29 protein-coding genes and 1 riboswitch are annotated in these 23,494 nt (G+C 34.0%); of the genes, 15 read left to right on the plus strand and 14 right to left on the minus strand.

The annotated features are described in order from the left end of the window. Window positions 1–19 precede the first annotated feature (19 nt). The 3 genes from gcvPB to gcvT are packed head-to-tail and all read right to left on the minus strand — an operon-like array spanning window position 20 to window position 3,949. The gene (gene gcvPB / locus BUB12_RS02290; protein WP_072887581.1) at window positions 20–1,477 is read right to left on the minus strand and encodes an aminomethyl-transferring glycine dehydrogenase subunit GcvPB; all 1,458 of its coding nucleotides are present in this window, start codon (window positions 1,475–1,477) and stop codon (window positions 20–22) included. Further along, complete coding sequence (gcvPA, locus tag BUB12_RS02295; RefSeq protein ID WP_072887582.1) at window positions 1,470–2,819, minus strand: aminomethyl-transferring glycine dehydrogenase subunit GcvPA; 1,350 nt, start codon at window positions 2,817–2,819, stop codon at window positions 1,470–1,472. The genes gcvPB and gcvPA overlap by 8 nt, the downstream gene beginning before the upstream one ends. A 17-nt stretch (window positions 2,820–2,836) precedes the next feature. Next, on the minus strand, window positions 2,837–3,949 hold the full coding sequence (gene gcvT / locus BUB12_RS02300; RefSeq protein WP_200801009.1) for a glycine cleavage system aminomethyltransferase GcvT: 1,113 nt from the start codon (window positions 3,947–3,949) through the stop codon (window positions 2,837–2,839). 198 nt (window positions 3,950–4,147) lie between these two features. Next, a riboswitch (glycine riboswitch) is annotated at window positions 4,148–4,252 on the minus strand. A 218-nt stretch (window positions 4,253–4,470) separates the two neighbouring features. Here gcvT and BUB12_RS02305 point away from each other — a divergent pair. Continuing rightward, window positions 4,471–6,132 (plus strand): DEAD/DEAH box helicase, encoded by a 1,662-nt coding sequence (locus BUB12_RS02305; protein ID WP_072887585.1) that lies wholly within the window; start codon window positions 4,471–4,473, stop codon window positions 6,130–6,132. Beyond that, complete coding sequence (locus BUB12_RS02310) at window positions 6,122–6,898, plus strand: YqhG family protein (protein WP_072887587.1); 777 nt, start codon at window positions 6,122–6,124, stop codon at window positions 6,896–6,898. The genes BUB12_RS02305 and BUB12_RS02310 overlap by 11 nt, the downstream gene beginning before the upstream one ends. Window positions 6,899–6,934: 36 nt before the next feature. Here the strand turns inward: BUB12_RS02310 and BUB12_RS02315 are convergent, their stop codons facing one another. Next, on the minus strand, window positions 6,935–7,120 hold the full coding sequence (locus BUB12_RS02315; protein WP_072887589.1) for a YqzE family protein: 186 nt from the start codon (window positions 7,118–7,120) through the stop codon (window positions 6,935–6,937). Between the two features lie 54 nt (window positions 7,121–7,174). Next, entirely contained in the window at window positions 7,175–7,666 is a 492-nt protein-coding gene (locus tag BUB12_RS02320; protein ID WP_072887591.1) for a shikimate kinase, read from the minus strand. Window positions 7,667–7,758: 92 nt separating this feature from the next. Between BUB12_RS02320 and comGA the strand changes: the two genes are divergently transcribed. The 10 genes from comGA to BUB12_RS02370 all read left to right on the plus strand — a co-directional run bounded on the left by comGA (window position 7,759) and on the right by BUB12_RS02370 (window position 12,713). Then, window positions 7,759–8,775, plus strand: a complete 1,017-nt coding sequence (gene comGA, locus BUB12_RS02325; RefSeq protein WP_072887593.1) for a competence type IV pilus ATPase ComGA — start codon at window positions 7,759–7,761, stop codon at window positions 8,773–8,775. Continuing rightward, window positions 8,723–9,772 carry a competence type IV pilus assembly protein ComGB gene (gene comGB, locus BUB12_RS02330; RefSeq protein ID WP_072887595.1) on the plus strand — a complete coding sequence of 350 codons (1,050 nt, stop codon included), beginning with the start codon at window positions 8,723–8,725 and terminating at the stop codon, window positions 9,770–9,772. The genes comGA and comGB overlap by 53 nt, the downstream gene beginning before the upstream one ends. A gap of 15 nt (window positions 9,773–9,787) precedes the next feature. Continuing rightward, window positions 9,788–10,102, plus strand: coding sequence for a competence type IV pilus major pilin ComGC (gene comGC, locus BUB12_RS02335; protein WP_072887597.1), 315 nt, complete (start codon window positions 9,788–9,790; stop codon window positions 10,100–10,102). Next, on the plus strand, window positions 10,095–10,325 hold the full coding sequence (locus tag BUB12_RS02340; RefSeq protein ID WP_072887599.1) for a type II secretion system protein: 231 nt from the start codon (window positions 10,095–10,097) through the stop codon (window positions 10,323–10,325). Before comGC ends, BUB12_RS02340 begins: the two co-directional genes overlap by 8 nt. A 2-nt stretch (window positions 10,326–10,327) precedes the next feature. Then, window positions 10,328–10,525 (plus strand): hypothetical protein, encoded by a 198-nt coding sequence (locus tag BUB12_RS17950; protein WP_072887601.1) that lies wholly within the window; start codon window positions 10,328–10,330, stop codon window positions 10,523–10,525. After that, window positions 10,512–10,847 (plus strand): type II secretion system protein, encoded by a 336-nt coding sequence (locus BUB12_RS02350; RefSeq protein WP_072887688.1) that lies wholly within the window; start codon window positions 10,512–10,514, stop codon window positions 10,845–10,847. Before BUB12_RS17950 ends, BUB12_RS02350 begins: the two co-directional genes overlap by 14 nt. After that, window positions 10,795–11,244 (plus strand): competence type IV pilus minor pilin ComGF, encoded by a 450-nt coding sequence (locus BUB12_RS02355; protein WP_072887603.1) that lies wholly within the window; start codon window positions 10,795–10,797, stop codon window positions 11,242–11,244. The genes BUB12_RS02350 and BUB12_RS02355 overlap by 53 nt, the downstream gene beginning before the upstream one ends. Next, window positions 11,216–11,584: a competence type IV pilus minor pilin ComGG gene (locus BUB12_RS02360; RefSeq protein WP_072887605.1), complete on the plus strand. Its 369-nt coding sequence runs from the start codon at window positions 11,216–11,218 to the stop codon at window positions 11,582–11,584. The genes BUB12_RS02355 and BUB12_RS02360 overlap by 29 nt, the downstream gene beginning before the upstream one ends. 111 nt (window positions 11,585–11,695) lie before the next feature. Beyond that, window positions 11,696–12,397, plus strand: coding sequence for a helix-turn-helix transcriptional regulator (locus BUB12_RS02365; RefSeq protein WP_072887607.1), 702 nt, complete (start codon window positions 11,696–11,698; stop codon window positions 12,395–12,397). Between the two features lie 73 nt (window positions 12,398–12,470). Further along, window positions 12,471–12,713 (plus strand): DUF2626 domain-containing protein, encoded by a 243-nt coding sequence (locus BUB12_RS02370; RefSeq protein WP_072887609.1) that lies wholly within the window; start codon window positions 12,471–12,473, stop codon window positions 12,711–12,713. Window positions 12,714–12,898: 185 nt separating this feature from the next. Here the strand turns inward: BUB12_RS02370 and BUB12_RS02375 are convergent, their stop codons facing one another. Beyond that, a complete protein-coding gene (locus tag BUB12_RS02375; RefSeq protein WP_072887611.1) occupies window positions 12,899–13,522 on the minus strand; it encodes an MBL fold metallo-hydrolase in 624 nt (207 codons plus the stop codon). A gap of 171 nt (window positions 13,523–13,693) precedes the next feature. Here BUB12_RS02375 and BUB12_RS02380 point away from each other — a divergent pair, with 171 nt between their 5' ends. Then, entirely contained in the window at window positions 13,694–13,876 is a 183-nt protein-coding gene (locus BUB12_RS02380; RefSeq protein WP_072887613.1) for a DUF2759 family protein, read from the plus strand. A 190-nt stretch (window positions 13,877–14,066) separates the two neighbouring features. On the opposite strand, the gene BUB12_RS02385 is transcribed toward BUB12_RS02380, so the two are convergent. The 8 genes from BUB12_RS02385 to rpmG all read right to left on the minus strand — a co-directional run bounded on the left by BUB12_RS02385 (window position 14,067) and on the right by rpmG (window position 22,336). Further along, complete coding sequence (locus BUB12_RS02385) at window positions 14,067–15,968, minus strand: LTA synthase family protein (RefSeq protein ID WP_072887615.1); 1,902 nt, start codon at window positions 15,966–15,968, stop codon at window positions 14,067–14,069. 164 nt (window positions 15,969–16,132) lie between these two features. After that, window positions 16,133–17,104, minus strand: a complete 972-nt coding sequence (locus BUB12_RS02390) for an ROK family glucokinase (protein WP_072887617.1) — start codon at window positions 17,102–17,104, stop codon at window positions 16,133–16,135. Between the two features lies 1 nt (window position 17,105). Beyond that, complete coding sequence (locus BUB12_RS02395; RefSeq protein WP_072887619.1) at window positions 17,106–17,315, minus strand: YqgQ family protein; 210 nt, start codon at window positions 17,313–17,315, stop codon at window positions 17,106–17,108. Between the two features lie 60 nt (window positions 17,316–17,375). Next, window positions 17,376–18,833: a spore germination protein gene (locus tag BUB12_RS02400; RefSeq protein WP_072887690.1), complete on the minus strand. Its 1,458-nt coding sequence runs from the start codon at window positions 18,831–18,833 to the stop codon at window positions 17,376–17,378. A gap of 69 nt (window positions 18,834–18,902) precedes the next feature. Continuing rightward, complete coding sequence (locus BUB12_RS02405) at window positions 18,903–20,453, minus strand: rhomboid family protein (protein ID WP_072887621.1); 1,551 nt, start codon at window positions 20,451–20,453, stop codon at window positions 18,903–18,905. A 796-nt stretch (window positions 20,454–21,249) separates the two neighbouring features. Then, entirely contained in the window at window positions 21,250–21,453 is a 204-nt protein-coding gene (locus tag BUB12_RS02410; protein ID WP_072887623.1) for a hypothetical protein, read from the minus strand. Between the two features lie 84 nt (window positions 21,454–21,537). After that, a complete protein-coding gene (locus BUB12_RS02415; protein ID WP_072887634.1) occupies window positions 21,538–22,104 on the minus strand; it encodes a 5-formyltetrahydrofolate cyclo-ligase in 567 nt (188 codons plus the stop codon). An 82-nt stretch (window positions 22,105–22,186) separates the two neighbouring features. Next, window positions 22,187–22,336 carry a 50S ribosomal protein L33 gene (gene rpmG, locus BUB12_RS02420; protein ID WP_026906199.1) on the minus strand — a complete coding sequence of 50 codons (150 nt, stop codon included), beginning with the start codon at window positions 22,334–22,336 and terminating at the stop codon, window positions 22,187–22,189. Window positions 22,337–22,508: 172 nt separating this feature from the next. On the opposite strand from rpmG, the gene BUB12_RS02425 reads away from it, so the two are divergent. Further along, complete coding sequence (locus BUB12_RS02425; protein WP_072887636.1) at window positions 22,509–22,730, plus strand: hypothetical protein; 222 nt, start codon at window positions 22,509–22,511, stop codon at window positions 22,728–22,730. A gap of 116 nt (window positions 22,731–22,846) precedes the next feature. After that, window positions 22,847–23,431, plus strand: coding sequence for a hypothetical protein (locus BUB12_RS17955; RefSeq protein WP_234982530.1), 585 nt, complete (start codon window positions 22,847–22,849; stop codon window positions 23,429–23,431). The last annotated feature ends 63 nt before the right edge of the window (window positions 23,432–23,494 follow it).

The following is a 23,494-nucleotide window of genomic DNA, read 5'->3' on the forward strand; positions in this document are numbered from 1 at the left end:
AAAGTCTCCAGTGTTTTCTCTATTTCTGGTATCGTAGAATTGGTTTTCTAGCCGCTGTTGTCTCATCCATTCGCTTCACAATTGTGTTGTGAGGGGCTTCTTGAACTGTTTCAGGCTCTTCTTCTACTTCTCTTGCAATATCCAACATTGTATCGATAAAGCCATCTAATGTTTCTTTTGACTCTGTTTCAGTAGGTTCCACCATTAGCGCTTCTTCCACATTTAATGGGAAGTAGATTGTAGGTGGATGATAGCCGTAGTCTAAGAGACGTTTCGCTATATCTAATGTACGCACTCCAAGCTTCTTCTGCTTTCTACCCGAAAGGACAAATTCATGTTTACAATGTTGATCAAATGGTAACTCATATGCTTTTTCTAACTTACGCATCATATAATTCGCATTTAAAACAGCATATTCACTTACCTTCGTTAGTCCTTCTGCACCCATTGTACGGATGTACGTATATGCTCGTAAATTAATTCCGAAGTTTCCATAATATGGTTTTACGCGTCCAATGGAATTAGGACGATCATACTCAAATGTATATAGATCATCTTTCTTCACAAGAACTGGTTTTGGTAAATATGGTTCTAGTTCTTTAGAAACTCCAACTGGTCCAGAACCAGGTCCACCTCCACCATGAGGGCCAGTAAATGTTTTATGAAGATTCAAGTGTACTACATCAAATCCCATGTCACCTGGCCTTGCGTACCCCATGATTGCATTTAAGTTTGCCCCATCATAGTATAACTTTCCACCAGCTTCATGAACAATCTCAGCCATTTCCAAAATTTCTGTTTCAAATAATCCTAAAGTGTTTGGATTAGTCAACATTAATGCAGCTGTTTGGTTATCCACTACACGTTTTAAATCTTCTAAATCAACTAACCCTTTTTCATTTGATTTTACTGTTACTGCCTCAAATCCAGCAACAGTAGCAGAGGCTGGATTTGTTCCATGTGCAGAATCCGGAACGATTACTTTCGTACGGTTAAAATCACCATTTGCTTCATGGAACGCACGAATCATCATTAATCCAGTCCATTCTCCATGAGCACCTGCAGCAGGTTGTAATGATACTTCATGCATGCCTGTAATTTCTGCTAATGATGTTTGTAGATCATATAACATCTCTAAGGCACCTTGGACTGATTTTGGATCTTGGTATGGATGAATATGACTAAATCCAGGTAGACGAGCTACATCCTCATTTAATTTAGGGTTATACTTCATCGTACAGGAACCAAGTGGATAAAAACCAGAATCTACACCATAGTTTCGATTAGAAAGCCCAGTATAATGACGAATAATATCTAATTCGCTTACCTCTGGTAAATCAGGTGCTGACTCGCGAATAAATGAATTATCAAACTCTGATTCTAAATCGATATCTGGTACATCCAATTCTGGTAAGCTATAACTTGTTCTTCCTTCTTTACTACGTTCGAAAATTAATGGAAAATCTTGATTAGCCATGGATATCCCCCAATTCTTTAACAAAAGCATCAATATCTTCTTTTGTACGATTCTCAGTAACTGCAACTAGCATATGGCCAGATAACTCAGGGTAAGCAAACCCTAAATCATATCCACCAATAATTCCTTTTTCTAATAATTTCTCATTGATGTCATTTACGTTACCAGATACTTGAATGACAAATTCATTAAAGAAAGTACCTTTTGTAAGTACGTTGAATCCAGCCTCTTCTATTTTTTGCTTAGCATAACGAGCTTTTTTCATATTAAGTACGGCCATCTTTTTCAAGCCGTGTTTCCCTATGGAACTCATAGCTACAGAACTGGCTAATGCATTTAGGGCTTGGTTTGAACAAATATTGGAAGTCGCTTTATCACGACGAATATGTTGTTCCCTCGCTTGTAAGGTTAATACAAATCCACGAACACCATTTTCGTCCGTTGTTTGACCAACTAACCTCCCAGGTACTTTACGCATTAATTTACTTGTTGTTGCAAAGTAACCACAGTGTGGTCCACCAAATTGTGCTGGGATACCAAATACTTGCGTATCTCCTACGACAATATCTGCACCAAATTCTCCTGGTGGTGTTAAATATCCTAAAGCTAGAGGATTACTTGAAACGATAAACATGGTTTTCTTCTGATTTTTTATAAGTTCATTGATCTTATCTAAAGGTTCAATTTGTCCAAAGAAGTTAGGATATTGAACAACAACACTTGCTGTATCTTCGTCAATAAGTGACGCCAACTCATCTAAATCTGTTTGCCCATCTTTCTGTCCAACTTCAATAATTTCGAGATTAGGTCCTTTTGCATACGTCTCAATTACTGCTCTTGATTCAGGGTGAATCGTTTTCGATACAAGAACTTTCTTTTTTCTCGTTTGTGAAGCACTTAAATTTACAGCTTCCGCCAGTGCTGTTCCACCATCGTACATGGAAGAGTTCGCAATCGGCATTCCTGTTAATTCAGAAATCATTGTTTGGAATTCGAAAATTGCTTGTAATTCCCCTTGTGAGATTTCAGGCTGATATGGTGTATAGGCTGTATAGAATTCTGAACGAGAGATTATATGATCGACAACAGAAGGTATAAAGTGATCATAGACTCCAGCACCTAGAAATGAACGATATTCAGTTAAATTTGCATTTTTATTAGATAGAGCAGTTAATTCCTTCTTTAGTTCCAACTCATTGGCAGGTTTCTTAAGGTTTAATTCCCCTTGGAAACGAACCTGACTTGGTATATCAGAGAATAATTCCTCTGTTGATTGAACACCTATCGTATTTAACATTTCTTCTTTATCTTGATTCGTCATTGGTAAATATCGAAATTCCATTATGATACCCTCCCTTATTAATTACGCTTTAGAAATGGCTTCTCTATAATTACTGCTTTTAATTTACGTTTACGAACTTGGATGACTAATTCTGTGCCTACTTCTGTATGGGCTGAATCAATCAAAGCTAGGCCAATATTTTTTCCTAGTGTCGGTGATTGCGTACCTGATGTTACAAACCCAATTGACTGATCTTCATATAGAACCTCATATCCAGTTCTTGGAATTCCTTTATCGATCATTTCAATTCCAACCAGTTTACGAGAAGGTCCATTTTCTTTCTGAGCTTTTAAAGGTTCTTTTCCTATGAAGTCATTCTCTTTATTGGTTTTCACAGCAAACCCTAGACCAGCTTCAATTGGAGAAATATCCTTCGACAACTCCTGACCATAAAGTGGTAAATTGGCTTCAAAACGCAACGTATCTCTAGCACCTAAGCCGATTGGCTCTAATCCATATTCTTTTCCTGCTTCTAATAATAGAATCCAAAGTTGTCTTCCATAGTCCTTATCAATATAGATTTCAAATCCATCTTCACCTGTATAACCAGTTCGTGATACGATTGCTCCTTGATCGATACCAGAAAAGTGTACAGGATTTTCAAAACGGAAAAATTTGATTTCTTCTACATTTGTATTGGTAACGGTTTGTAAGATTTGCTCAGCCTTTGGACCTTGGAGTGCTAGCTGAACGTAATCGCTAGATACATTGGTAAGTGTTAGTTCCTCACTGTCGTATGTATTATGGCTTACTAACCAATCAAAATCTTTTTCCGTATTAGCTGCATTAACAACTAGTAAATAATCATTCTCATCTAACATATAGATGATTAGGTCATCTACTGTACCTCCATTTTCGTAGCACATAAATGTATACTGAGCTCTCTTTGGAGTTAATTTTGAAACATCGTTAGTCATCATCTTTTGCAAGAATTCTAGGCTTTTTGTTCCTTTAACAACGATTTCTCCCATATGAGAAACATCGAATAACCCTGCTTTTGTTCTAGTTACTTCATGCTCATGTTTAATTCCCGAAAATTGAACTGGTAAATCCCATCCTCCGAAATCAATCGTTTTTGCACCATGTTTTTCATATTCAGGAAATAATGGTGTTCTTTTTAATTCACCCAAACTGATCAACTCTCCTTCGATTTTTTTCATAAAAATAGAGACTTCCCTAAAAATAACGGCCAACACCTGTTATTCTTAGAAAAGTCTCTGTCCTGTTACCAGAAAGTTGCACAACTCAACAAGAATAGTAGAGTATGCTTGCTTCGTAGGTGGTTTACATAAATTAATCTTATCGTATGTAAACACTCTCCAGAGTTGCGTCCTACAAGAGTCTTTTTGCCTGAGAGATTCGCAATCCCGCTTGCTCCTTCGGCGTTATAAATTCCTTATATAGGAATTTATAAACTCTCCCCTTGTAATCATTCGCTAATGAAATCTCAATATTTGGTTATACTAACTTTGTGTATCAACAAATTCTATGTAATAAATCGTTTTCATTATAACACATAATTGGAAAGTTGTACCCTTTCTTCTTTATTTTTATCATTATTAGTGGCTAAACAATACAGTGAGCAATTTCTAGCAAATTTTATGCAGATTCCGATAAACAGATATAGCCTAGTTATGAAAGGGAGTATGGAATGAATAATATAGATATTATATCTGATTCTGAATTTATATCAGATTTAGAGAATGTTGTAGATAATGATGGTCCTTTTTCTTCATGGGAACTATTTAATATGTCCTACCAGGTTGAAAAAGCAACTATATCAGAAAAATTTGATGGACTTAAAGCATTAGACTTTTTACCACAGATCGAATTCCTACCACACCAAGTAGATACAGCAAAACAAGCTATTGAGCAGATGAATGGTAGAGCAATTTTGGCAGATGAGGTGGGGCTTGGTAAAACAATTGAGGCGGGTTTAATTTTAAAAGAATATATGATTCGGGGTTTAGTGAAAAAAGCGTTAATTCTAGTACCAGCATCCCTAGTCAATCAGTGGGTGAATGAACTGAATCAAAAATTCTATATCCCTGCAATTGCCCATCGGAAAAATTATAGTTGGGAGCAATATGATATTGTAGTTACTTCAATCGATACCGCAAAACGTTCGCCACATCGGGAGGCAATACTAGATATCGATTATGACTTTGTTTTAATAGATGAAGCCCATAAGCTGAAAAATCATAAAACGAAAAACTATGAATTTGTTAGAGGGTTGAAGAAGAAATATTGTCTGCTATTGACGGCAACCCCCGTACAAAACAGATTGATTGAGATATTTAATCTTGTTTCTATTTTAAAGCCTGGTCACTTAGGAAACTATGAATCCTTTTTAGAGAAATATGGGAAAGATAGAAAGAAAATAAAACAAGATGCCTTCTTAAAACAACTTGTACAAAAAGTGATGGTTCGCAACACACGTAAAGAAACTAGTTTAAGTAATACAAAACGAAAAATTGAGTCTGTATGGATTGATTTTTCAGACGAAGAAATGAATGTTTATCAGGAACTAGATCGACTTGTAGATGGATTTGCTTCTTTTTCTAAGATTACATTACTTCGTGAAATGTGTTCCTCTAGAGAAGCATGTTTTCTGTCCCTACAAAAAATGATTAATAATGAACCAAATAAGCTGGACAGATTACAACCAATTATTCAAAAAATAGAGCAGTTACCACATCACGCGAAAGCACAGAGAGTGGTTGATTTGATAAAAGAAATTGGCGATGAAAAGATTGTCATCTTCACTGAATACCGAGCATCCCAACTATATTTACAATGGTATTTGCAACAACACGGTATATCTTCTGTTCCATTTAGAGGTGGTTTTAAGCGCGGCAAAAAAGATTGGATGCAGCAACTATTTAAAAATCATGCACAAGTATTAATTGCTACCGAAGCCGGTGGAGAAGGTATCAACTTACAATTTTGTAATTATATGATTAACTATGACCTCCCTTGGAATCCAATGCGATTAGAACAACGGATAGGAAGGATTCACCGTTATGGTCAGGAAAAAGATGTTAACATCTACAATCTTGCTATTAGAGGTACTTTAGAAGAACATATTATGAAATTGCTCTATGAAAAAATCGCTTTATTTGAACAAGTTGTTGGCCACTTAGATGATATTTTGGCTGAGCTAAACATTAATAATTTTGAAGATGAAGTACAATCGATCATGAATAATTCTTCTTCAACAGGTGAAGTAAAAATAAAGCTTGATAACTTATCAGCTGTAATCCATGATGTTCACAATAAAGCTGATCAAGGAGCACAACAATATGGGAATTAAAAACTTGGATCAATTTTTATACGATTATTTCAATGCACACCAATGTGAAGTAGTAGACCAAATAGATGGAAGGCTGACCGTGCAATTAAATGAAAAAATGGATCGTGCTTTAATGAATCGCCCATTTTACTGGCATTATATTAAAAAAATGGGCCAACCAGGAGATCCAATGAAGCTTACTCTTATCACCGACCATGAAGATGCGGAATCTCAAGGAGAAAAGATTCATTTTGGCAGTCCAAGATTGCAACAAATTTGGAATCATCTCAGGGATAATGAACGTTTCACAAGACTTTTTCAAGTAATTCATACCACAACAAATACTGCGTTACACCCTTGGCTAGTTGTAAATGTAAAGCTCAGCTATATCGGAAAGCATAAGAAGGATGAATTGTTTTCAATTGGTTTAAATTTAGTAAATGGTATCATGAAAACGGAAATGATGGAACAGTTAGAGAAACATGAATTTCAACTAAAGGTTTCTGATTATTGCTATACCATTTCGCCAATTATAAAATTGTCTAGTGGCTTTAAACGTATCGAAGCAGTTTTAGAGGATTATATTAAAAACCAAGAGCATCAATGGGCAGATCAATCATTGAAAGAATTAGATAATGAAATGAAACTACTCAATCACTTCTACGAGACAAATACGGAGGAAGAAAAAGAGCAAATGGAGAAAGAATTGCAAGAAATAAAGGAAAGATATACTCCAAAAGTCCATATATCCATCATAAATGGTGGTTTATTTTATCTTATGCAGTAAAATTAAAAGATAGCAGGTCGTAAACGAAACCTGCTATCATGCTTTTTTTCGATAATATTTCACAGCTAAAGGAAGAACTCCAAACCACTTATTGCCATATCCCTGTTTGGTGTTCCTTTGCTCTTTTCGATCCATCCGTAATTTTTTTCTTTCTTCTTTTGGTAAGTCCACATAAGACACAAATTGTTCTGTTACATACCTAATATAATCATTACTAGAGATACTATCACCTCTTCTCCCGTTCTTAACTATATTTGTTGCCGTAATTATAGAAACTTATTCATTTATTCTTTGAACAATTTCCTGAGCAATTTGATAACTTGTCTTCTCATCAGTACTTATCGTCTTATCGGCATATTTTTCATATAAGTGACATCGTTTCTGATATAATTGCTCTCTTTGACTTATTGAGGTTTGCCATAACGGACGACTGTTATCATTTTGCAGACGCTGGGAAATTTCTTTTAAAGAAGTTTTTAAATAAATTATAATACCTTTTTGCTTCATCATTTCGATATTATCTTCTTTTTCAACAATCCCACCACCTGTAGCAATGATAGCTTTGCTCAATTCTTGAATTGCCTGTAATTCCAATAATCGGAAGGCCTCTTCCCCACTCAATTGAAATATATTCGGGATGGAATCTCCTGTTATTTCTTCAATCCACTGGTCCGTATCAACAAATGGAAGTTGAAGCAATTCGTGTAATGCTTTCCCAACAGTAGTTTTTCCGCTTCCCATAAACCCTATTAAATAAATTGTTTTCATTTTACTTCACCTTTTTAAAAATTTTTAAGAAAAAAGAAGGATTTTAGCAAATCACGTCGAATGATATGTATTACTAAGGAGGTAATGTCCCATTGAATGATACTGAATTACTCTCATTACGTATTTTAAACACTGCTATAAAGAAAAACGCTTCAGATATCCACTTCTATCCTTTCCCCGATAAAACAAAAATTTACTTTCGAATCCTCGGTAAAAGAATTTACATGGAATCCATTGATACAAAAAACTATAATTTGTTATTAACTTACTATAAGTTTACATCAGGAATGGATATAGGTGAAACAAGAAAACCACAGGACGGCATCGTCACTCATCAGGATCCACCAAAAACGTATTCGCTTCGTTTATCAACACTACCTATCAGCCAGCTAGAGAGTCTAGCCATACGAATACTTCCCCAAGAAAAAAACTTACCGATTGATCAACTGTTTCTCTTTTCCCATCAATTAACCACTCTAAAAAAATGGATAAAGAATCAATCAGGGATCATTTTACTTACTGGTCCTACCGGCAGTGGAAAAACAACAACGCTCTATGCCCTATTAGATACGATTCGGAAGGAAAGCTCCTATCAGACCATCACACTTGAAGACCCCGTAGAAAAAAGAATTCAAGACGTTTTACAAGTACAAGTAAATGAAAAAGCAGGAATAACGTATCAAACCGGGCTAAAAGCAGCACTTCGACATGACCCTGATGTAATTATGGTAGGTGAAATTAGGGATAAGTTCACTGCGCAATTTGCTTTTGATGCATCATTAACAGGCCATTTAGTGTTAAGCACCCTACATGCAAAAAATACGAAGGGAACCATTCATCGTCTTTTAGAAATGGGAATTTCACAACCGGATTTGAAACAATCCCTAATTGGAGTTGCTTCAATTGAACTTTTACCAATCCAACTAAATAACCAGATTATTCGTAGAGCAGCAATTCTAGAAATGATGGATTCAAAGTGTATGGAGAATCTGTTAAAAGGAGAAACCGATTTTCATTATAATACATTTCAACACTTAAGAAGGAAGGCATATGCATATGGCTATATTACAAAAGATACCTATACCCAATTACTTCAATCAACCAAGTAGTGACATTCAGCTAAAATTTTTGAATCGTCTTTCCAGATCATTAAACAACGGATATTCTTTGATAGATGCTTTAGAAACAATCAAATGGGACATCACTTTGCTTCCAATAGTGAATCCTATTTTGACTCATTTAAAAAATGGAAAATCACTTGATCAAGCAATGGAATTGGCAAGATTTCATCCTTCTATTACATCTTACTTATATTTTGTAAGAGTTAATGGAGATTTAGACAAATCCATTAAAAGATGTGCAGAATTATTCGAAAACCGACTTCATTATCAAAAAAAATTTAAGCAAGTGATTCGCTACCCATTCATTCTATTCATTATATTCTCTATTCTTTTATTCTTCATTAGTAAATCTGTCCTTCCCTCATTCTCACTGCTATTTACAACAGAAGACAATCAATCTACAATGCAAACAGCAATGACCATCATTGATATTTTAGGTTCCACATTAATTTTTATTATTCTAGCAATCCCTATCATTGGGATTAGTTGGTATTTTATAAAACGTAAACTATCAGTACCATTCCAAATTAAAATTGTGCAAAAAGTTCCTCTTTATAGAAAATATGTATTACTGAATACCTCTTACCTTTTTGCAACCCATTTAAAGTCTTTATTAAAAACCGGGATGTCATTAAATGAAATTTTAACCTTACTTTCTTATCAAAGTAAATTACCTATTATTGCGTACTATTCAAAAACAATGGCCACAGGGTTATCAAAGGGGGTGAGCATCTCTACTTTATTGACGGAATTTTCATTGTTAGAGAAAAATCTAGCCGATATTTTTCAAAGAAATAGTAATGCAGAGGCACTAGAAAAAGATTTAAGCATCTATGCATCCTACTTAACCGAAGAACTAAACCAAAAAATAGTAAAAACCATTACATTATTACAACCAATATTTTTAATAATTATAGGTCTATTTATCGTAGTGATATATTTAACCGTTATGTGGCCAATGTTTGAATTAATTCAAACCAATTAAAAAGGAGAATTTAACATGTTTAAAAATAACAAAGGCTTTACTCTAATTGAGATGTTGCTCGTATTAATGATTATTTCTGTGTTAATGATCTTAATTATTCCCAACTTAGGAGAGAAAGGTAAAAAAGTAGCAGAAGATGGTTGTGACGCTCTAGTATCTCTCGTACAAGCACAGTCTGATACCTATTTATTGGAAAATGGAAGCCACGCTAAAGACCTCGATTCATTAGTTTCAGCAGAATATATTACTTCTGATCAAACGAAATGTAAAAATGGGACGGAGTTAATTTATAATAATGGAAAGGTAACCACTCCAAATAGTGATGATTAAACTTAAACCAAATGGGTTTACGTTACTAGAAATGTTAATTGTATTAGCGATTTGGTCAACTATTATACTTCTTACTGTCCCACCAATGATTTCTTCTATTGAAAACCACAAAGAAAAACAATTCTTAAGGACGTTTCAACATGATGTACTACTAACTCAGAGTAATGCATTAGATGGTAGTAACTATAGTAGAATAAATTTGGTAATGACCATTACACTGTAGCAGTGGGGTTTTCAGGAAAATCTATCAGTCGTGAATTACCAAAGAATTGGAGAATAACTGATGTAACGATTGATAATATCTCTTTTAATCAATATGGCACCGTAGTTTACTCAGGGTCCGTACTAATACAGTCACCGAAAAATTACTATCGCATTATTTTTCCACCTGGAAAAGGAAGAGGTTATGTTGAAAAAATATAATGGTTTTTCATTAATCGAGGTACTTATTGCATCATCAATTGTTTTTATGGTTGCCATAACATTAGTTCCACTTATTTCCACACTTAATGCTGAAAGAGAAGCATTAAGCATAAAGCGATTAGTTGCAAATGAATTGCATGATCAGCTCCAGTTACAATTATGGAACCTAGAAACAGTAACACAATTTAAGAGAGAATTTAATAATTTTGAAGTGCATTTTTCTTTTTACGAGGAAAAAGGCAGCATTAAAGGATGTGCTAAGTGGATCAATGTTAAACAAAAAGAAGAAAATTTATGTATTTATGGATTACCTAAAAGCTGAAAATGGTTTTTCTATGGTCTCAGCATTATTTACATTATCCATCTTGTTAACTACCCTACCAATTCTAGCTTTTGCAATACAAAGCACACAATTTCATTCCAAATATGATGAATTATCGGTACAGCAATTTTTTATCATTTTACAAAAAGAAGTCTCATTATCTACTTATGCAGAAGTAGATGATCATTCTATAATTTTAGAATCAATGAAAAGAGACACGGCGAATATCCATCAGTACCAAAATTCTGTACGACGGAAATTAAATAATAAAGGGCATGAAATTTATATTCGAGATATAAAGGATTTCTCTTTAATCCCGTACGAATGGGGCGTTAAAGTAAATATTACTACTCTTCAAGGGGAAGAACATGAAAAAATTATATCGTATTATCAATGATGAAAAAGGTTATTACCTATCTTACGTAATGCTTATTACAACTATCTTGTTGCTTTTGATTACGTCGACTATCGGAATTTATCGCAATGAAATTCAAATCACGGAAAATACAATTGAGCAAATCAAATTAGAAACGCTTATACAGATGGGATTTGCAAGTTTTAAAAGGGATTATATACAACTAGAAATTGGAGAAGAAAATAATCTCCAATATGAATTCCCTGATGGAAATGTTGAAATACAATTTATTCAACACAGTGAAACTGAGGTAAATATGAACATGATCATTCGAACTGAAGCAATTCCAAGATATATTGTCACAAAGAGAATATTAATATGATTAATACAAAAGATAGTTGTGTACAATTTTTAACAAATCAAAGCATTACACCACATCTTACATGATTTCTACTATAATAAAAGTATTAAACATAGTGAGGTGGTGATTCTAATGGAAAATACGTTAAAAGTTACTGGTGTTTTAAGTGATCCGACACGATTCAATATATACGAATATTTAATCAAAAATCGTAGAGAAGTAACTGTTGTTGAGATTGCTAAAGCATTTGATATTCACCCCAATGTAGCAAGACTACATTTAACTAAATTAGAAGATATAAACTTATTAGTATCCTTTGCACAGAAGACTGGAAAAGGTGGAAGACCGAGCAGAATTTACAAGTTATCAGATGAAGTCGTTGAATTAAACTTCCCACATCGTGACTATAAAATGCTGTCTACCATTGCTCTAGAAGCTTTTGTTGAATTAGGTGAACCCGGTAAACAAGCATTATACAACACCGGCAAAAAATATGGTGAAAAAGTTATGATGCGTTATCAAACAAGTGGATATGAGAATTTAGATATTGAGCGCAAAATTCATATTCTAGAGGATGCTGGAACTATTTTAGGTATGTATCCGAAATTTGAATACAACCCTGAAAATAAGACCGTTTCCTTCAAAGTAAATAATTGTCCATTTAAAGAAGTTGCTTCAAAAAATAATAACAACGATATGATTTGTAAAATGCACCACGCTTACCTTAAAGGTATGTTTGAATCTCTTTTCACCGAGATTGAATTAGTTGAAACAGAAAACATGTTTGACGGATGCGAAAACTGTTCTTATGTAGCACAACTTACAAATGTTTAGTCTGTTTCATTTACATTATTCGATTCCTCGTATATAATAACAATGATAAAGTTACTCAAAAGGAGGGGAAAGCATGGATCGAATGTTTCGAGTCCTTGCCTTTTGGACAGGTATTTTTACAGTAATGTTCTATGTTGGTGGAATGATAGAAGTTGCATTACTTTCCCTAGTTCAGACGGCATTTTTCCTTACAGTAAGTTACCTAAAATTATCTGAACGTATGTACATGTACTTGTTCGGAGCTTATTGTACTGTTTTCATGATTGGTTTTACATGGTATTCAGAATTTATCTTAGTTCCTGGTTTTGGACATTAAGAGACAACAAGAACCCTGCCTACATATTTTTTTTGCAGGGTTCTTGTTTTTTTAGTTTTCACTATTGACATGTTGTTAATATGCATTTATAGTATTAATTGTAGCTTAACTTTTATCCCTAACCAACAAAGAGCAGAGCACATCCCCCCTAAAACCCTTCTTTTTAGAAGGGTTTTTTTATTGTATTAAAATGGGACAAACGGATTATTATTCTTCTCAAATCCTATAAATGTACTTGGCCCATGCCCTGGATACACCTCGACGTCATCAGAGAGGTTATATAATTTATTCCGTATACTCCTCTCTATTTCTCCAAAGTCACCTCCAGGCAAGTCTGTACGCCCAATTCCTTGGTTAAATAGCACATCACCACTAAATACCTTTTTACTTTTTTCAAAGACAAAGCTAACACTCCCAGGTGAATGTCCAGGTGTGTGTATGACTTCGAATGAGAAATTTCCAATAGTCACATTCCCCTCACTAAATATTCGAGGTGGTACATTTATAGAAATCACCTGACCAGTAAATAAAATTGAACCATTTAATTTAGGATCAGATAACCAATCTACCTCTATTTCATGAATATAGACTTCAATGTTGTAGTGTTTACTAATTTCCTCCACAGCACCGATATGATCAAAATGTGCATGTGTTAAAAGAATTGCTCTAGGAGTTATTCCCTCTTTGGTTAAGTAGGATTCAATTTTGCTGGCATCACCACCAGGGTCAACTATTAAAGCCTCTTTATCTTTGGATAAGATATAACAGTTTGTTCCCAGTGGACCCAACGACAATGATTTAACTTTCATATATAATCCCTCCAAATGCTACAAAATGTTCAAAAAATCATTAGGTAATATCTCGACAAACACTTTAATTTATACTACAATAAATAATAGTGTTGGTTAGATACATAATAATATAGAAGCAATAATAAGTTCAATCTAAAAGAGATTAGGCATAAGGAGGATGTGATCAACATGTCACAACATATCGTATTAGCAATTATGTTATTGGTAGTTGCAATAGTATCTGTAGTTTCAGTAGTACGTCAATTAAAATTTAAAAATATGTTTGCTCTAGTATTTTCTGCACTTTCAGCATTAGCATTTGGATTCTTCTCCATTGCTACTATTATCAAGGAAATCTCGAACGCAATGTAAGAAAGCTAACGATTACTCGTTAGCTTTTTTTGTTTTACTATTTTAGTATTTCAGTAAGTTATCCTCAAGTTTCTTATTCCACTCTAGGAAATTAACAGTTGAATAACAAAAAAAACATAAAAAGATCCAAACAAGTGTCAGATCTTTTTATGTTTTAGGTTACAATTTCTATAAAATCTAGGACAGTACTTTATTCTTCATCAAAGTTTACAAAACGGAGTAAATCTCCATAAATTAATTTATCAGAAAGACTTAATTCTTTCTCCACTTGTTCTTTAATTGGTTGGCAAACACTTTCTGTAGCTGAATCAGTATCTAGATTGCTTTCTGTTTCAATTACTTCACCGTTTGCCCTATCGTAACAAACCCCTGTCGTGTAGACAAAATCGTCACTAATAAAATCCCCATTACGTAGAGCAATATATTCTTTTCTATCTTCAATAAACAAATCATTTCCAAAGTATAAATCGTTAGCGGTATCAATGCCCAACATGTGTAACAAGGTCGGTTTAACATCGATTTGACCAGCTATATCCGAAATCACTCTACCTTCACCATGTCCTGGAATATGAATAAAAAATGGAACACGTTGTAATTGGATTTGGTCATAAGGTGTAATTTCTTCTTTCTCTAGGAACATACTCATTGCTTTATTATGATTAGCACTAATACCATCATGGTCACCCATAATTACGATAATTGAATCTTCGTATAATCCAGCTTCTTCTAATAGAGTAAAGAATTCTTCAATACTTTCATCCATATAGCGAACAGTTGGAAAATAATTATTTAGCGTATTGGAATTCGAATTATAAGGTTCAATTGAGCGATCTTCGTCATCTAGTTCAAATGGGAAATGATTAGTTAACGTTATAAACTTTGAATAAAAAGGTTCTTCTAAGTTCTGTAAATATTTAATGGATTGTTCAAAGTAATCTTTATCCTTTAGTCCCCAACCTACTGAATTAGTATCATTAATTTCATAGGCCTCTTCATCAAAGAAATGATCATAATTCGCAACTTCATACATCTGATCACGATTCCAAAAACTCCGATTATTTGCGTGAAACACAGCAGAATAATAGTCTTTTTGTTTAATTATTTCTGGTAATGCATGATATTCATTTTGTCCATGGGTAAAATAAACAGCACCACGAGAAAGTGGGTATAATGAATTTTCAACTATAAATTCTGAATCTGATGTTTTTCCTTGTTCTGTTTGGTGATAAAAGTTCTCAAAATAATAGGTATCTTCATCATCAATTAAACGATTCATAAATGGGGTAATTTCTTGACCATTTACTTCTTCGTTAATTACAAAGCTTTGGATTGATTCAGCAGAAATAAAAATTACATTCTTACCTTCTGCTACACCAAACAGCTCAGATTGTTCGTCATTTTTGATGATTGTATCGATATATTCTTCAACATCCTTGAGTTCATTATCATCTGCAAAAACACGCTGTGATTTTACTTTTGAATGTAAAACAATGTCATATATATGGTAGTTAAAAAGACCAATATTTTTAACCAAGTATTCCCTGTCGAATGCTCTAGTAAATAATTGTGGTCTTTCGATTTCCGCTAAAAAGAAATTACCAGCAAGCAATGCCAATGAAAGTGCCGTCACAAAAACTTTATTACTTCTTGGATACACATCTTTAACCGCTGGCTTCATCTTCTTAGTTAACACCCAAATAATAACTACATCTACAAAAAATAAAACATCATAAAACTTCATTAATGAAAGTATACTATTTCCTAAATCACCTGCATTACTACCTTGAAATAATTGTGGAATGGTTATAAAGTCTGTAAACGATCGGTAGAATACTAGATTCGCAAAAATAATTAATGTTCCAATTAACATTGTGTAACGAATAAATTTCATTCGTCTCGAGTCTTTTTTAATCCAGACGCTTATTCCTAAAACTAAAAACGCAGAAACAAATGGATTTATGAATAGGATAAACTCTTGCATGAAATTATCTAAACTAATATTAAACATGAAACGGTAAATAAAGTATGTTTTTAGACCAAATAATGCTGTGGCAATTACGTACAATGGTATATTTCCCCGTTTAAAAACCATACCTTCTCCTCCTACACTTTAGCACAATTCTCTATCTATATATTGATGCTACTAATGAAAACCGTAACGGCAAAAGCAGCTACGGCACTTCTTATATTATATCCTATTCTATATGACGTATATAAGGCTACAAAAGTTTCAATTTGAAAAGAAAAATTAATATTTTAAAACTTTAAGTCGCTTAATCTCTGTTGGACAAGGAACGCTGCACCAATAATGCCGGCATCATTACCAAGTTTTGCTAACTTTATTTCACATACGTTACTAATTCTTGGCAATGCATATTTCTTAAATGCTTTATCAATTTTATCAATTAAGAAATCACCTGCTTTAGACACTCCTCCACCTATTAGGACCTTGGACGGATTTATTACTATTGCAAGGTTTGAGATGACGAACCCTAAAAGATCCGAAATTTCATCAATAATTTCCAAACTTATAGAATCACCAGCAGCAGCTAAGTCAAAAATCTCTTTTGAAGTTAAGTCTTTACCGCTATTCACGTGTTTTGCTAGTAAACTTTCTGGATTATCTTGAATTTTATCCATTGCTTTTCGGACGATTCCCGTAGCTGAAGCTACTGTTTCTAAACATCCAACTCTCCCACAATTACAACGATACCCTTCATGTGCCACAGTAATATGCCCAATCTCTCCAGCCGTACCATTCTCGCCGTTTAAAACTTGGCCATTGGTAATAATTCCTCCACCAACACCAGTTCCTAGTGTAACAGCAATCACGTTTTGTGAGCGATTCCCCGCCCCAATCCAGTTCTCTCCTAATACAGCTATATTCGCATCATTTTCAACAATAACTGGGAGATTTGACACTTTCTCAAATTCTTTCCCTAATTCAAAATTTTTCCACCCAATATTAACTGCCTCATAAACTAAACCTGTATCTCCATTTATAAAACCAGGTGCTCCTACTCCAATACCTAAGATGTCATCGATTTGGACATTTAGTTTTGTTAATCGTTCTTCAATGGATTCCCATACATCTGTTACGATGGATAATCCTTGATTTTCTGTATTTGTAGGGATTTCCCACTTTTCTTTTATATCACCATTTAATTGTATTAAACCGATTTTTACAGTTGTTCCACCTATATCTAGTCCTATGATGTAATGTTTCATATTATTCTGCTCCTCTTTCTTGCTTAACGCGTGATTTTTCTTTTTTTAAGATAAGTAACGCTAATTTATACTCTTTAGGTTGTATGAACTGCATTTGATAAAGTTCAGCTAGTTCCATTTCCATCAACTCTAAATCGGCAATTCTGTCACCCACATAAATAAAAGTTCCGAATTTTTTTAATAACTGTCTAACATCGTATACTGTTTGCATTATAAATCACCAAACTAATTATACCAAATTAGTAAAGAAAAACAATAAGACCCGGAACGATTAACGATCCGGATCTTGTGGATTTAAGAAGGTAGGCCTTCTGTTTTTTAAAGGGATTGGTGATCGAATGATTACGTCCCTTAATGCTTTGAAAGAAAATGGCATAAATGGCCAAAAATATGGAATATTGAAGGATTGCATTCTTGTAATGTAAATAATCCAAAGTGTTACCCCACCGATATATCCAACTACTCCAAATGAAGCAGTTGTTAATAAAAGCACAATCCTAACGATTCGATTAGCAAGACTTAATTCGTAACTAGGTGTGGCATAAGTTCCAATGGCTGCAATGGATAAATACAAGATTACTTCATATGAAAATAAACCTACTTCTATCGCTACCTGCCCTATTAATATAGCTGCCACCAATCCAATTGCAGTTGCTAATGAGGTAGGTGTGTGGATAGCTGCCATCCTTAAAATATCGATTCCAATTTCTGCAAACAGAAATTGGAATAATAATGGCAATACCCCCGGATCATTTGGTCCGATAAATTCCATTCCTTTTGGCAACAACTCAGGATGAACTGAAAATAAATAATATAAGGGTAAAATAAATATCGAAGCCAATACCGCTATAAAACGAACCATTCGCAAGTACGCTCCAACTAAAGGCTTTTGACGATACTCTTCTGCATGCGAAAGATGATGCCAGTAAGTTGAAGGGGTTATCATAACACTAGGTGACCCATCAATAATTACTAACACATGTCCCTCATAAAGATGAGAAGCAGCTGTATCAGGTCTTTCTGTATATCTAATCGTTGGATACGGATTCCAATGACGTCCCGAAATATACTCTTCTATTGTCTTCTCAGCCATTGGTAACCCATCGGTATCAATAAGCTTTAGGCTCTTTTTTAACTCCTCCACACGATCTTTATCAGCAATATCATCTAAATAACAAAGACAAATATCAGTTTGTGATCTTCTCCCAATTTGCATATACTCCATTCGCAATGAGCGATCACGTACTCTTCTTCTAGTTAGAGCAGTATTAAAGACAATTGTTTCTACATACCCATCTCTTGATCCTCTTACGACTCTTTCTAAATCAGGTTCACCAGGTGATCGTACAGGATATGTTCTAGCATCAATAATGATTGCTTTATTAATACCTTCAACAAAGAGTGCTGTAGGTCCGCTTAATACCATATCAGTTGCCTGATTTAAATCATCAGTCTGGTCTAATTCTACGTACGGTATGTATCGTTTAATTAACTTTTCTAATGGGTCTGGTTCCAAATCCTCAGGCTCTAACTTTGCCAATAATTTCATGAGTAGATGCATAATATCATCTTTAACGAAACCATCAACAAAGAATAACGCCATTTCTTTACCGGCATACTCAAGGTCTAAATGAACAATATCAAAGCTTTTGTCCACTCCTAATCTTTCATCCATATACTTAATATTTTTGGAGTAAGATTGGAATAGAGGTTGTTTTTCTTTTTCCATAACATCACCAAACATCTTTAAAATTGTATCATTAGTTTGGTCTTTAAATGTCATTCTATGCAGTAATAACTAAAAGTCTCTATTCGTAATCTCGTCGTATAATTTTTGGTAGGATTCATTATTAGGTTTTAATTGATAAGCCTTTTCGATTAATTCTACTGCTTTAGGGTTATCAGTACGATTATAGAGTAATGCTAAATTATAGTATGATTCAGGTATTCTATTTTCCCTATCTTGTATTTCGATGCTTTTCTCAAGGTCCTCAATTGCTAATTCAACATCATTTAGACCAATGTAGCCATATGATCGTTGAAAAAGTAGTATCGCTTCAAATTCACCAGGATTTTCTAACCCAATATTTGCTCTTTCAACAATTTCTTCATACTTATTCTGTTCAATATACTCTTCAATAAAGGTCAACTGGACGAGAGGACTATTTTCATTTTTATCAATTCCGTAGACTAAGACTACACCAACTAGCACTACAAATAAAATAGTTGCTATAATTTGCTTTAACCCATCCTTCTTTTTAGGTAAGTGAACAATAAATGCTCCTAAAAACCCCGCAGCTAGACCTCCCATATGGGCCCATGCATCGACTTGTGGGACTACAAAGCCAAAAACAGTATTTATGATTAATAAAATAATGACATTATTTCCCATCGTTTGAAAAAATATATCCTTATACACCATTCCAAAAAACAACAATGCACCAAATAAACCGAATAATGCTCCTGATGCTCCTGCTGACACGTTCTCAGTTAGTGCAAAACTCGCTAAACTTCCACCCAAACCTGCTAAAAAGTAGATGATTAAGAATCTCCATGAACCGTAAATTTTCTCAATTAAATTTCCAAGATAATAAATTGCTAACATGTTCATTAATAAGTGGAAGAAGCCTATGTGTAAAAACATGGCACTAAATAATCGCCACCATTCACCATTTATGATTGCTGGGTTATATTTAGCTCCAAATTGAATAAGGTTTTCCGTATTCTGACTACCACCACTAATCTCCAGCAAGAAGAATACCAATACATTAATTGCTAGTAAGATGTAAGTAAATATTGGTTTACCAAATGTAAAAACCTGTTTATATTCTTTTCTACGATCATGCAATAGTTTGGTAAGATATTGTTTATTCGATTGATTGGCATATTCCATTTCTAACTCTGATTTCTCAATATCAATAGTTTTTTTGTCCGAAACATTGACCGCATTCTGAAAACGAGCTAATTCATCATTAAAATTTGTCTCTTCTAAGTAGTAAACGTTCATGGTTATAGGGGTTTTTTCTTTTAACCGAAGTGTCTTTTTTAATACCTCCCAATCATCTACAGGGGCATTTTGAGCTATATATACATTATGTAGTTCGATTTTTCCTCGAAATAACTTTTTCATCGTTTTAACTTTTTGAAAAAAAAGTCCTACATCTTGTTTAAGATGATTTTTCCAATCGAATTGCCGATTTACAATTCGAATTACTGTGGAGACTTTATTGTTGTATTTTTCCAACCAAATCTCCTTCGTTTTTTCATTCATGCTTAACACATTAAAGTTTTCATGTTCCGCTAACTGTGTAGCTAAAGCAAAAGCTTTATACTGTTCTTTTAATACCATATATTTTCCTCCCCCCTCCCATCATAGCAGAACCCTGTTTTAATTAATATTTTGAAATACTTTCGAAGGTGATTAACATCAGTAACGCTCGTGATGTGTTTATTTATACTAATAAATGAGTTACAAGCAAATAATTCCTTAAACAATGAAGAGGCAGGGGAAAAAGTATTTAGATACATCAAAATCCGAACAATATGAAGAAACTGTTCGGATTTTTGAAATTATGAGCGAATTTGTGTGGTTGTGCGAATTCTACCGCTTAGGAAAATACACTAAGCTTTCCGCGGGCGGCTGGTGAGCCTCCTCGTGCTACGCACTGTGGGGTCTCACCTATGCCTTTGCTCCCGCAGGACAAGAAGGGCATCGGAAGCATAATCATCGCACGAAGGAAATTGTTCTATATTTCCGAGGAGTCTTCGTGTATTTCCTTCGCTAGTTTCGCACCAATATCAATTTAAAGTATTGCGATTTAGATTGTTGATTGAAACGAATGGCAGTCGACTCCTTGAAAATGCATTTCCATTTGCATTTTCTGCATGCGATGTTCCTATGACGTAGCCTTCCTTGTGACTGCGATTACTCGCCCCACCAAAAAATCTGTCCTGTGGGAATAGAACGTGTCTGAAGACCCCGAGAGATGTACCTGCGTCTACTAGAAAATCTAAGAAGTCTATTCCTCGGTACAAGGCAGCAATGAAGTATTTCAAGTAGTCGCCTGGCTGAAGCCGTGCTCACAGAAAGCGACTGCCAGCAGTGGAAATCAACTTGGTTCTAACTATAATTAAGTCACGACCTCTTAGGATTCAGTGGATGTATTTGCTGATTGTGAAAATAAACTTGGAATAATTTTAGAGCGTAATGTAGGCATATTCATGGAAACAGATACTGCTATTTTCCTTAAAAACCCAACAGCTAATATCATATTCATTACACGATATCGCCAACGATATATCATTGTAACTACGGTAGCTAAGCACGTTAAGAATACAACTATTCTCATATAAACACCCTTTTCTAAATTGATAAATGATTACTATTAGTTATTATCAATTACATTAGGAATATACACCTGAGAAAATAGTTACTAATTCCAACATTCGACAATTTGTTCATTCGTTACGATATATTGAACAGGAATATCAAATGGTTCTGTAGGAATAGAATCAAGAAGTTGTTCATGAAATGCCAGCGAAATAGTTACATTGGGATAATTAACTAAATAACGATCATAGTAGCCCCCACCAAAACCAATTCGATATCCCTTTTTATCAAATAACAAGCCCGGAACAATTAACAGGTCAATTTCATTGGAATTAATTTCTTTATTCGATTCCGGTTTAGGTTCTAACAAATTATAATAGACGACTTCTAATTCACTATAATCAGTAAAAGAATAAAATTGCATTTCTTTGCTCTCTGGTAAACATTTCGGAACAGCTATCGTCTTTCCAGCTGCCCATCCCTGTTCAATTATGGTTTTTGTTTCCCACTCAAATCCTTTTGAAATAGTAATCCCAATAGTGTTGGCCTGTTTCCAAAGGTCTGATCCTGTTAATTTCGTTGTAAGGTTTTCTTCAATTATTTTCTTTTCATGTTCGTCTATGTTTTTTAACTTATTAATAGCAAAACTTCTTAATTCACTCTTATCCATCTTAACCCTCCCCATTATGTATAACTTTATTCTAGTCAAATAAAGGCCAGACTACAATGAAGTAATCTGGCCTACCCATAAACTATTTAGTTTCACGGTGTAAAGTGTGTTTTTTAAGACGTGGACAATATTTCATAAGCTCGATACGCTCAGGATTTGTACGCTTATTTTTAGTAGAGATATAGTTGCGATCTCCTGTTTCAGTACAAGCTAAAGTAATGTTAACGCGCATGTTTTTCCCTCCAAACTATTGTAACTTGCAATATAGGCATAATGACATTATTTCAGACTTATTTATAATAGCAGAAGTTTCGTTATCAATCAAGTCTATGGAAAAAATTAAATGTTTTCTCTTTATAATTTGTATGGTATAACTATTAATGGGAAGAAATGGAGGTAGAAGAATGATATTCGGTAGTATACTTATTATTTTAGCAATTGCGCTTGTATTGTTTGTTTTATCATTTTTCCTAAATGATAAATTTGATAAGCTAGAGACAGAGATAGAACAGCTATCAATTTCTACAATGCAAGATTCGTACCAGTTAAAGAAAAAAGTACAAATTTTAGAAGAAGAATTATTAACTGATACTATCTCAAGTGACGAAGATCTATATCGTAACTAGATTATAAAAGAAACATATTTATGGGGGTCATACTGCAGATTCAAGTGGTATAAATCTTCATTAAGACGGGGGTCTTACCCTATATACGGGAAAACTTACAAAGATAGGTGAATAGAATGAAACAACCAATTCGTGCATTTTCTATTGGGCTTTTTACGGCCGGCATGATTCTACTAGTTGTTAATTACTTTTCCAATGGTGGTGTACAAGATATATCAGAAATGCCCGTTGAAGATGTTATCGAACACCTTAAAGAAGACGGATATCGAGTTTTAACAGAATCTGAATATATTACACTATCAGTGAATCAAGACAAACAATTGGAATCAACTGAAGAAGAAAATACTACAAAAGAAGAAGATACTTCAACTGATGATAAAGAAAAAGAAAACCAAGAAGACTCTGTTGAAGAAAATGGAAATGATGATCAAAAGCAAGAATCTGATTCGAATGATAAAGAAGATAAAGATAAAGATGAAGAAGAAGAAACAACTATTAGCTACACAATTAATATTGAATCAGGAACGGCTTCTTCTGGTATAGCTAAAGAATTAGAAGAAAACAATATTATAGATAACGCTGATGAATTTAATCGCTATCTCGACACAGAAGGATATAGCTTAAGAATACAGCTCGGAGAATTTACAGTATCGAATGATATGAGTTTTTATGAATTAGCAGAAGTTTTAACAAATAATTAAGAAAAGTACAGAGTTCCTAAGAAAGAGGCTGTCAATTCGACAGCCTCTTTTAAAGTTTAACTC

The sequence above is a fragment of the Ornithinibacillus halophilus genome (genome assembly GCF_900129485.1).
Classification (GTDB): domain Bacteria; phylum Bacillota; class Bacilli; order Bacillales; family Amphibacillaceae; genus Ornithinibacillus; species Ornithinibacillus halophilus.

What these genes read in the sequence shown, in the direction of transcription:
- gcvPA (WP_072887582.1), bottom strand. Translation starts at nt 2,819, where the DNA reads ATGGAATTTCGATATTTACCAATGACGAATCAAGATAAAGAAGAAATG.
- BUB12_RS02380 (WP_072887613.1), top strand. Translation starts at nt 13,694, where the DNA reads ATGTCACAACATATCGTATTAGCAATTATGTTATTGGTAGTTGCAATA.
- rpmG (WP_026906199.1), bottom strand. Translation starts at nt 22,336, where the DNA reads ATGCGCGTTAACATTACTTTAGCTTGTACTGAAACAGGAGATCGCAAC.
- BUB12_RS02415 (WP_072887634.1), bottom strand. Translation starts at nt 22,104, where the DNA reads ATGGATAAGAGTGAATTAAGAAGTTTTGCTATTAATAAGTTAAAAAAC.
- BUB12_RS02395 (WP_072887619.1), bottom strand. Translation starts at nt 17,315, where the DNA reads ATGCAAACAGTATACGATGTTAGACAGTTATTAAAAAAATTCGGAACT.
- BUB12_RS02375 (WP_072887611.1), bottom strand. Translation starts at nt 13,522, where the DNA reads ATGAAAGTTAAATCATTGTCGTTGGGTCCACTGGGAACAAACTGTTAT.
- BUB12_RS02365 (WP_072887607.1), top strand. Translation starts at nt 11,696, where the DNA reads ATGGAAAATACGTTAAAAGTTACTGGTGTTTTAAGTGATCCGACACGA.
- BUB12_RS02305 (WP_072887585.1), top strand. Translation starts at nt 4,471, where the DNA reads ATGAATAATATAGATATTATATCTGATTCTGAATTTATATCAGATTTA.
- BUB12_RS02320 (WP_072887591.1), bottom strand. Translation starts at nt 7,666, where the DNA reads ATGAAAACAATTTATTTAATAGGGTTTATGGGAAGCGGAAAAACTACT.
- BUB12_RS02310 (WP_072887587.1), top strand. Translation starts at nt 6,122, where the DNA reads ATGGGAATTAAAAACTTGGATCAATTTTTATACGATTATTTCAATGCA.
- BUB12_RS02410 (WP_072887623.1), bottom strand. Translation starts at nt 21,453, where the DNA reads ATGAGAATAGTTGTATTCTTAACGTGCTTAGCTACCGTAGTTACAATG.
- comGB (WP_072887595.1), top strand. Translation starts at nt 8,723, where the DNA reads ATGGCTATATTACAAAAGATACCTATACCCAATTACTTCAATCAACCA.
- BUB12_RS02405 (WP_072887621.1), bottom strand. Translation starts at nt 20,453, where the DNA reads ATGGTATTAAAAGAACAGTATAAAGCTTTTGCTTTAGCTACACAGTTA.
- BUB12_RS02360 (WP_072887605.1), top strand. Translation starts at nt 11,216, where the DNA reads ATGAAAAAATTATATCGTATTATCAATGATGAAAAAGGTTATTACCTA.
- BUB12_RS02340 (WP_072887599.1), top strand. Translation starts at nt 10,095, where the DNA reads ATGATTAAACTTAAACCAAATGGGTTTACGTTACTAGAAATGTTAATT.
- gcvPB (WP_072887581.1), bottom strand. Translation starts at nt 1,477, where the DNA reads ATGGCTAATCAAGATTTTCCATTAATTTTCGAACGTAGTAAAGAAGGA.
- comGC (WP_072887597.1), top strand. Translation starts at nt 9,788, where the DNA reads ATGTTTAAAAATAACAAAGGCTTTACTCTAATTGAGATGTTGCTCGTA.
- BUB12_RS02355 (WP_072887603.1), top strand. Translation starts at nt 10,795, where the DNA reads ATGTTAAACAAAAAGAAGAAAATTTATGTATTTATGGATTACCTAAAA.
- BUB12_RS02400 (WP_072887690.1), bottom strand. Translation starts at nt 18,833, where the DNA reads ATGGAAAAAGAAAAACAACCTCTATTCCAATCTTACTCCAAAAATATT.
- BUB12_RS02385 (WP_072887615.1), bottom strand. Translation starts at nt 15,968, where the DNA reads ATGGTTTTTAAACGGGGAAATATACCATTGTACGTAATTGCCACAGCA.
- BUB12_RS17955 (WP_234982530.1), top strand. Translation starts at nt 22,847, where the DNA reads ATGAAACAACCAATTCGTGCATTTTCTATTGGGCTTTTTACGGCCGGC.
- BUB12_RS02390 (WP_072887617.1), bottom strand. Translation starts at nt 17,104, where the DNA reads ATGAAACATTACATCATAGGACTAGATATAGGTGGAACAACTGTAAAA.
- BUB12_RS02425 (WP_072887636.1), top strand. Translation starts at nt 22,509, where the DNA reads ATGATATTCGGTAGTATACTTATTATTTTAGCAATTGCGCTTGTATTG.
- BUB12_RS02370 (WP_072887609.1), top strand. Translation starts at nt 12,471, where the DNA reads ATGGATCGAATGTTTCGAGTCCTTGCCTTTTGGACAGGTATTTTTACA.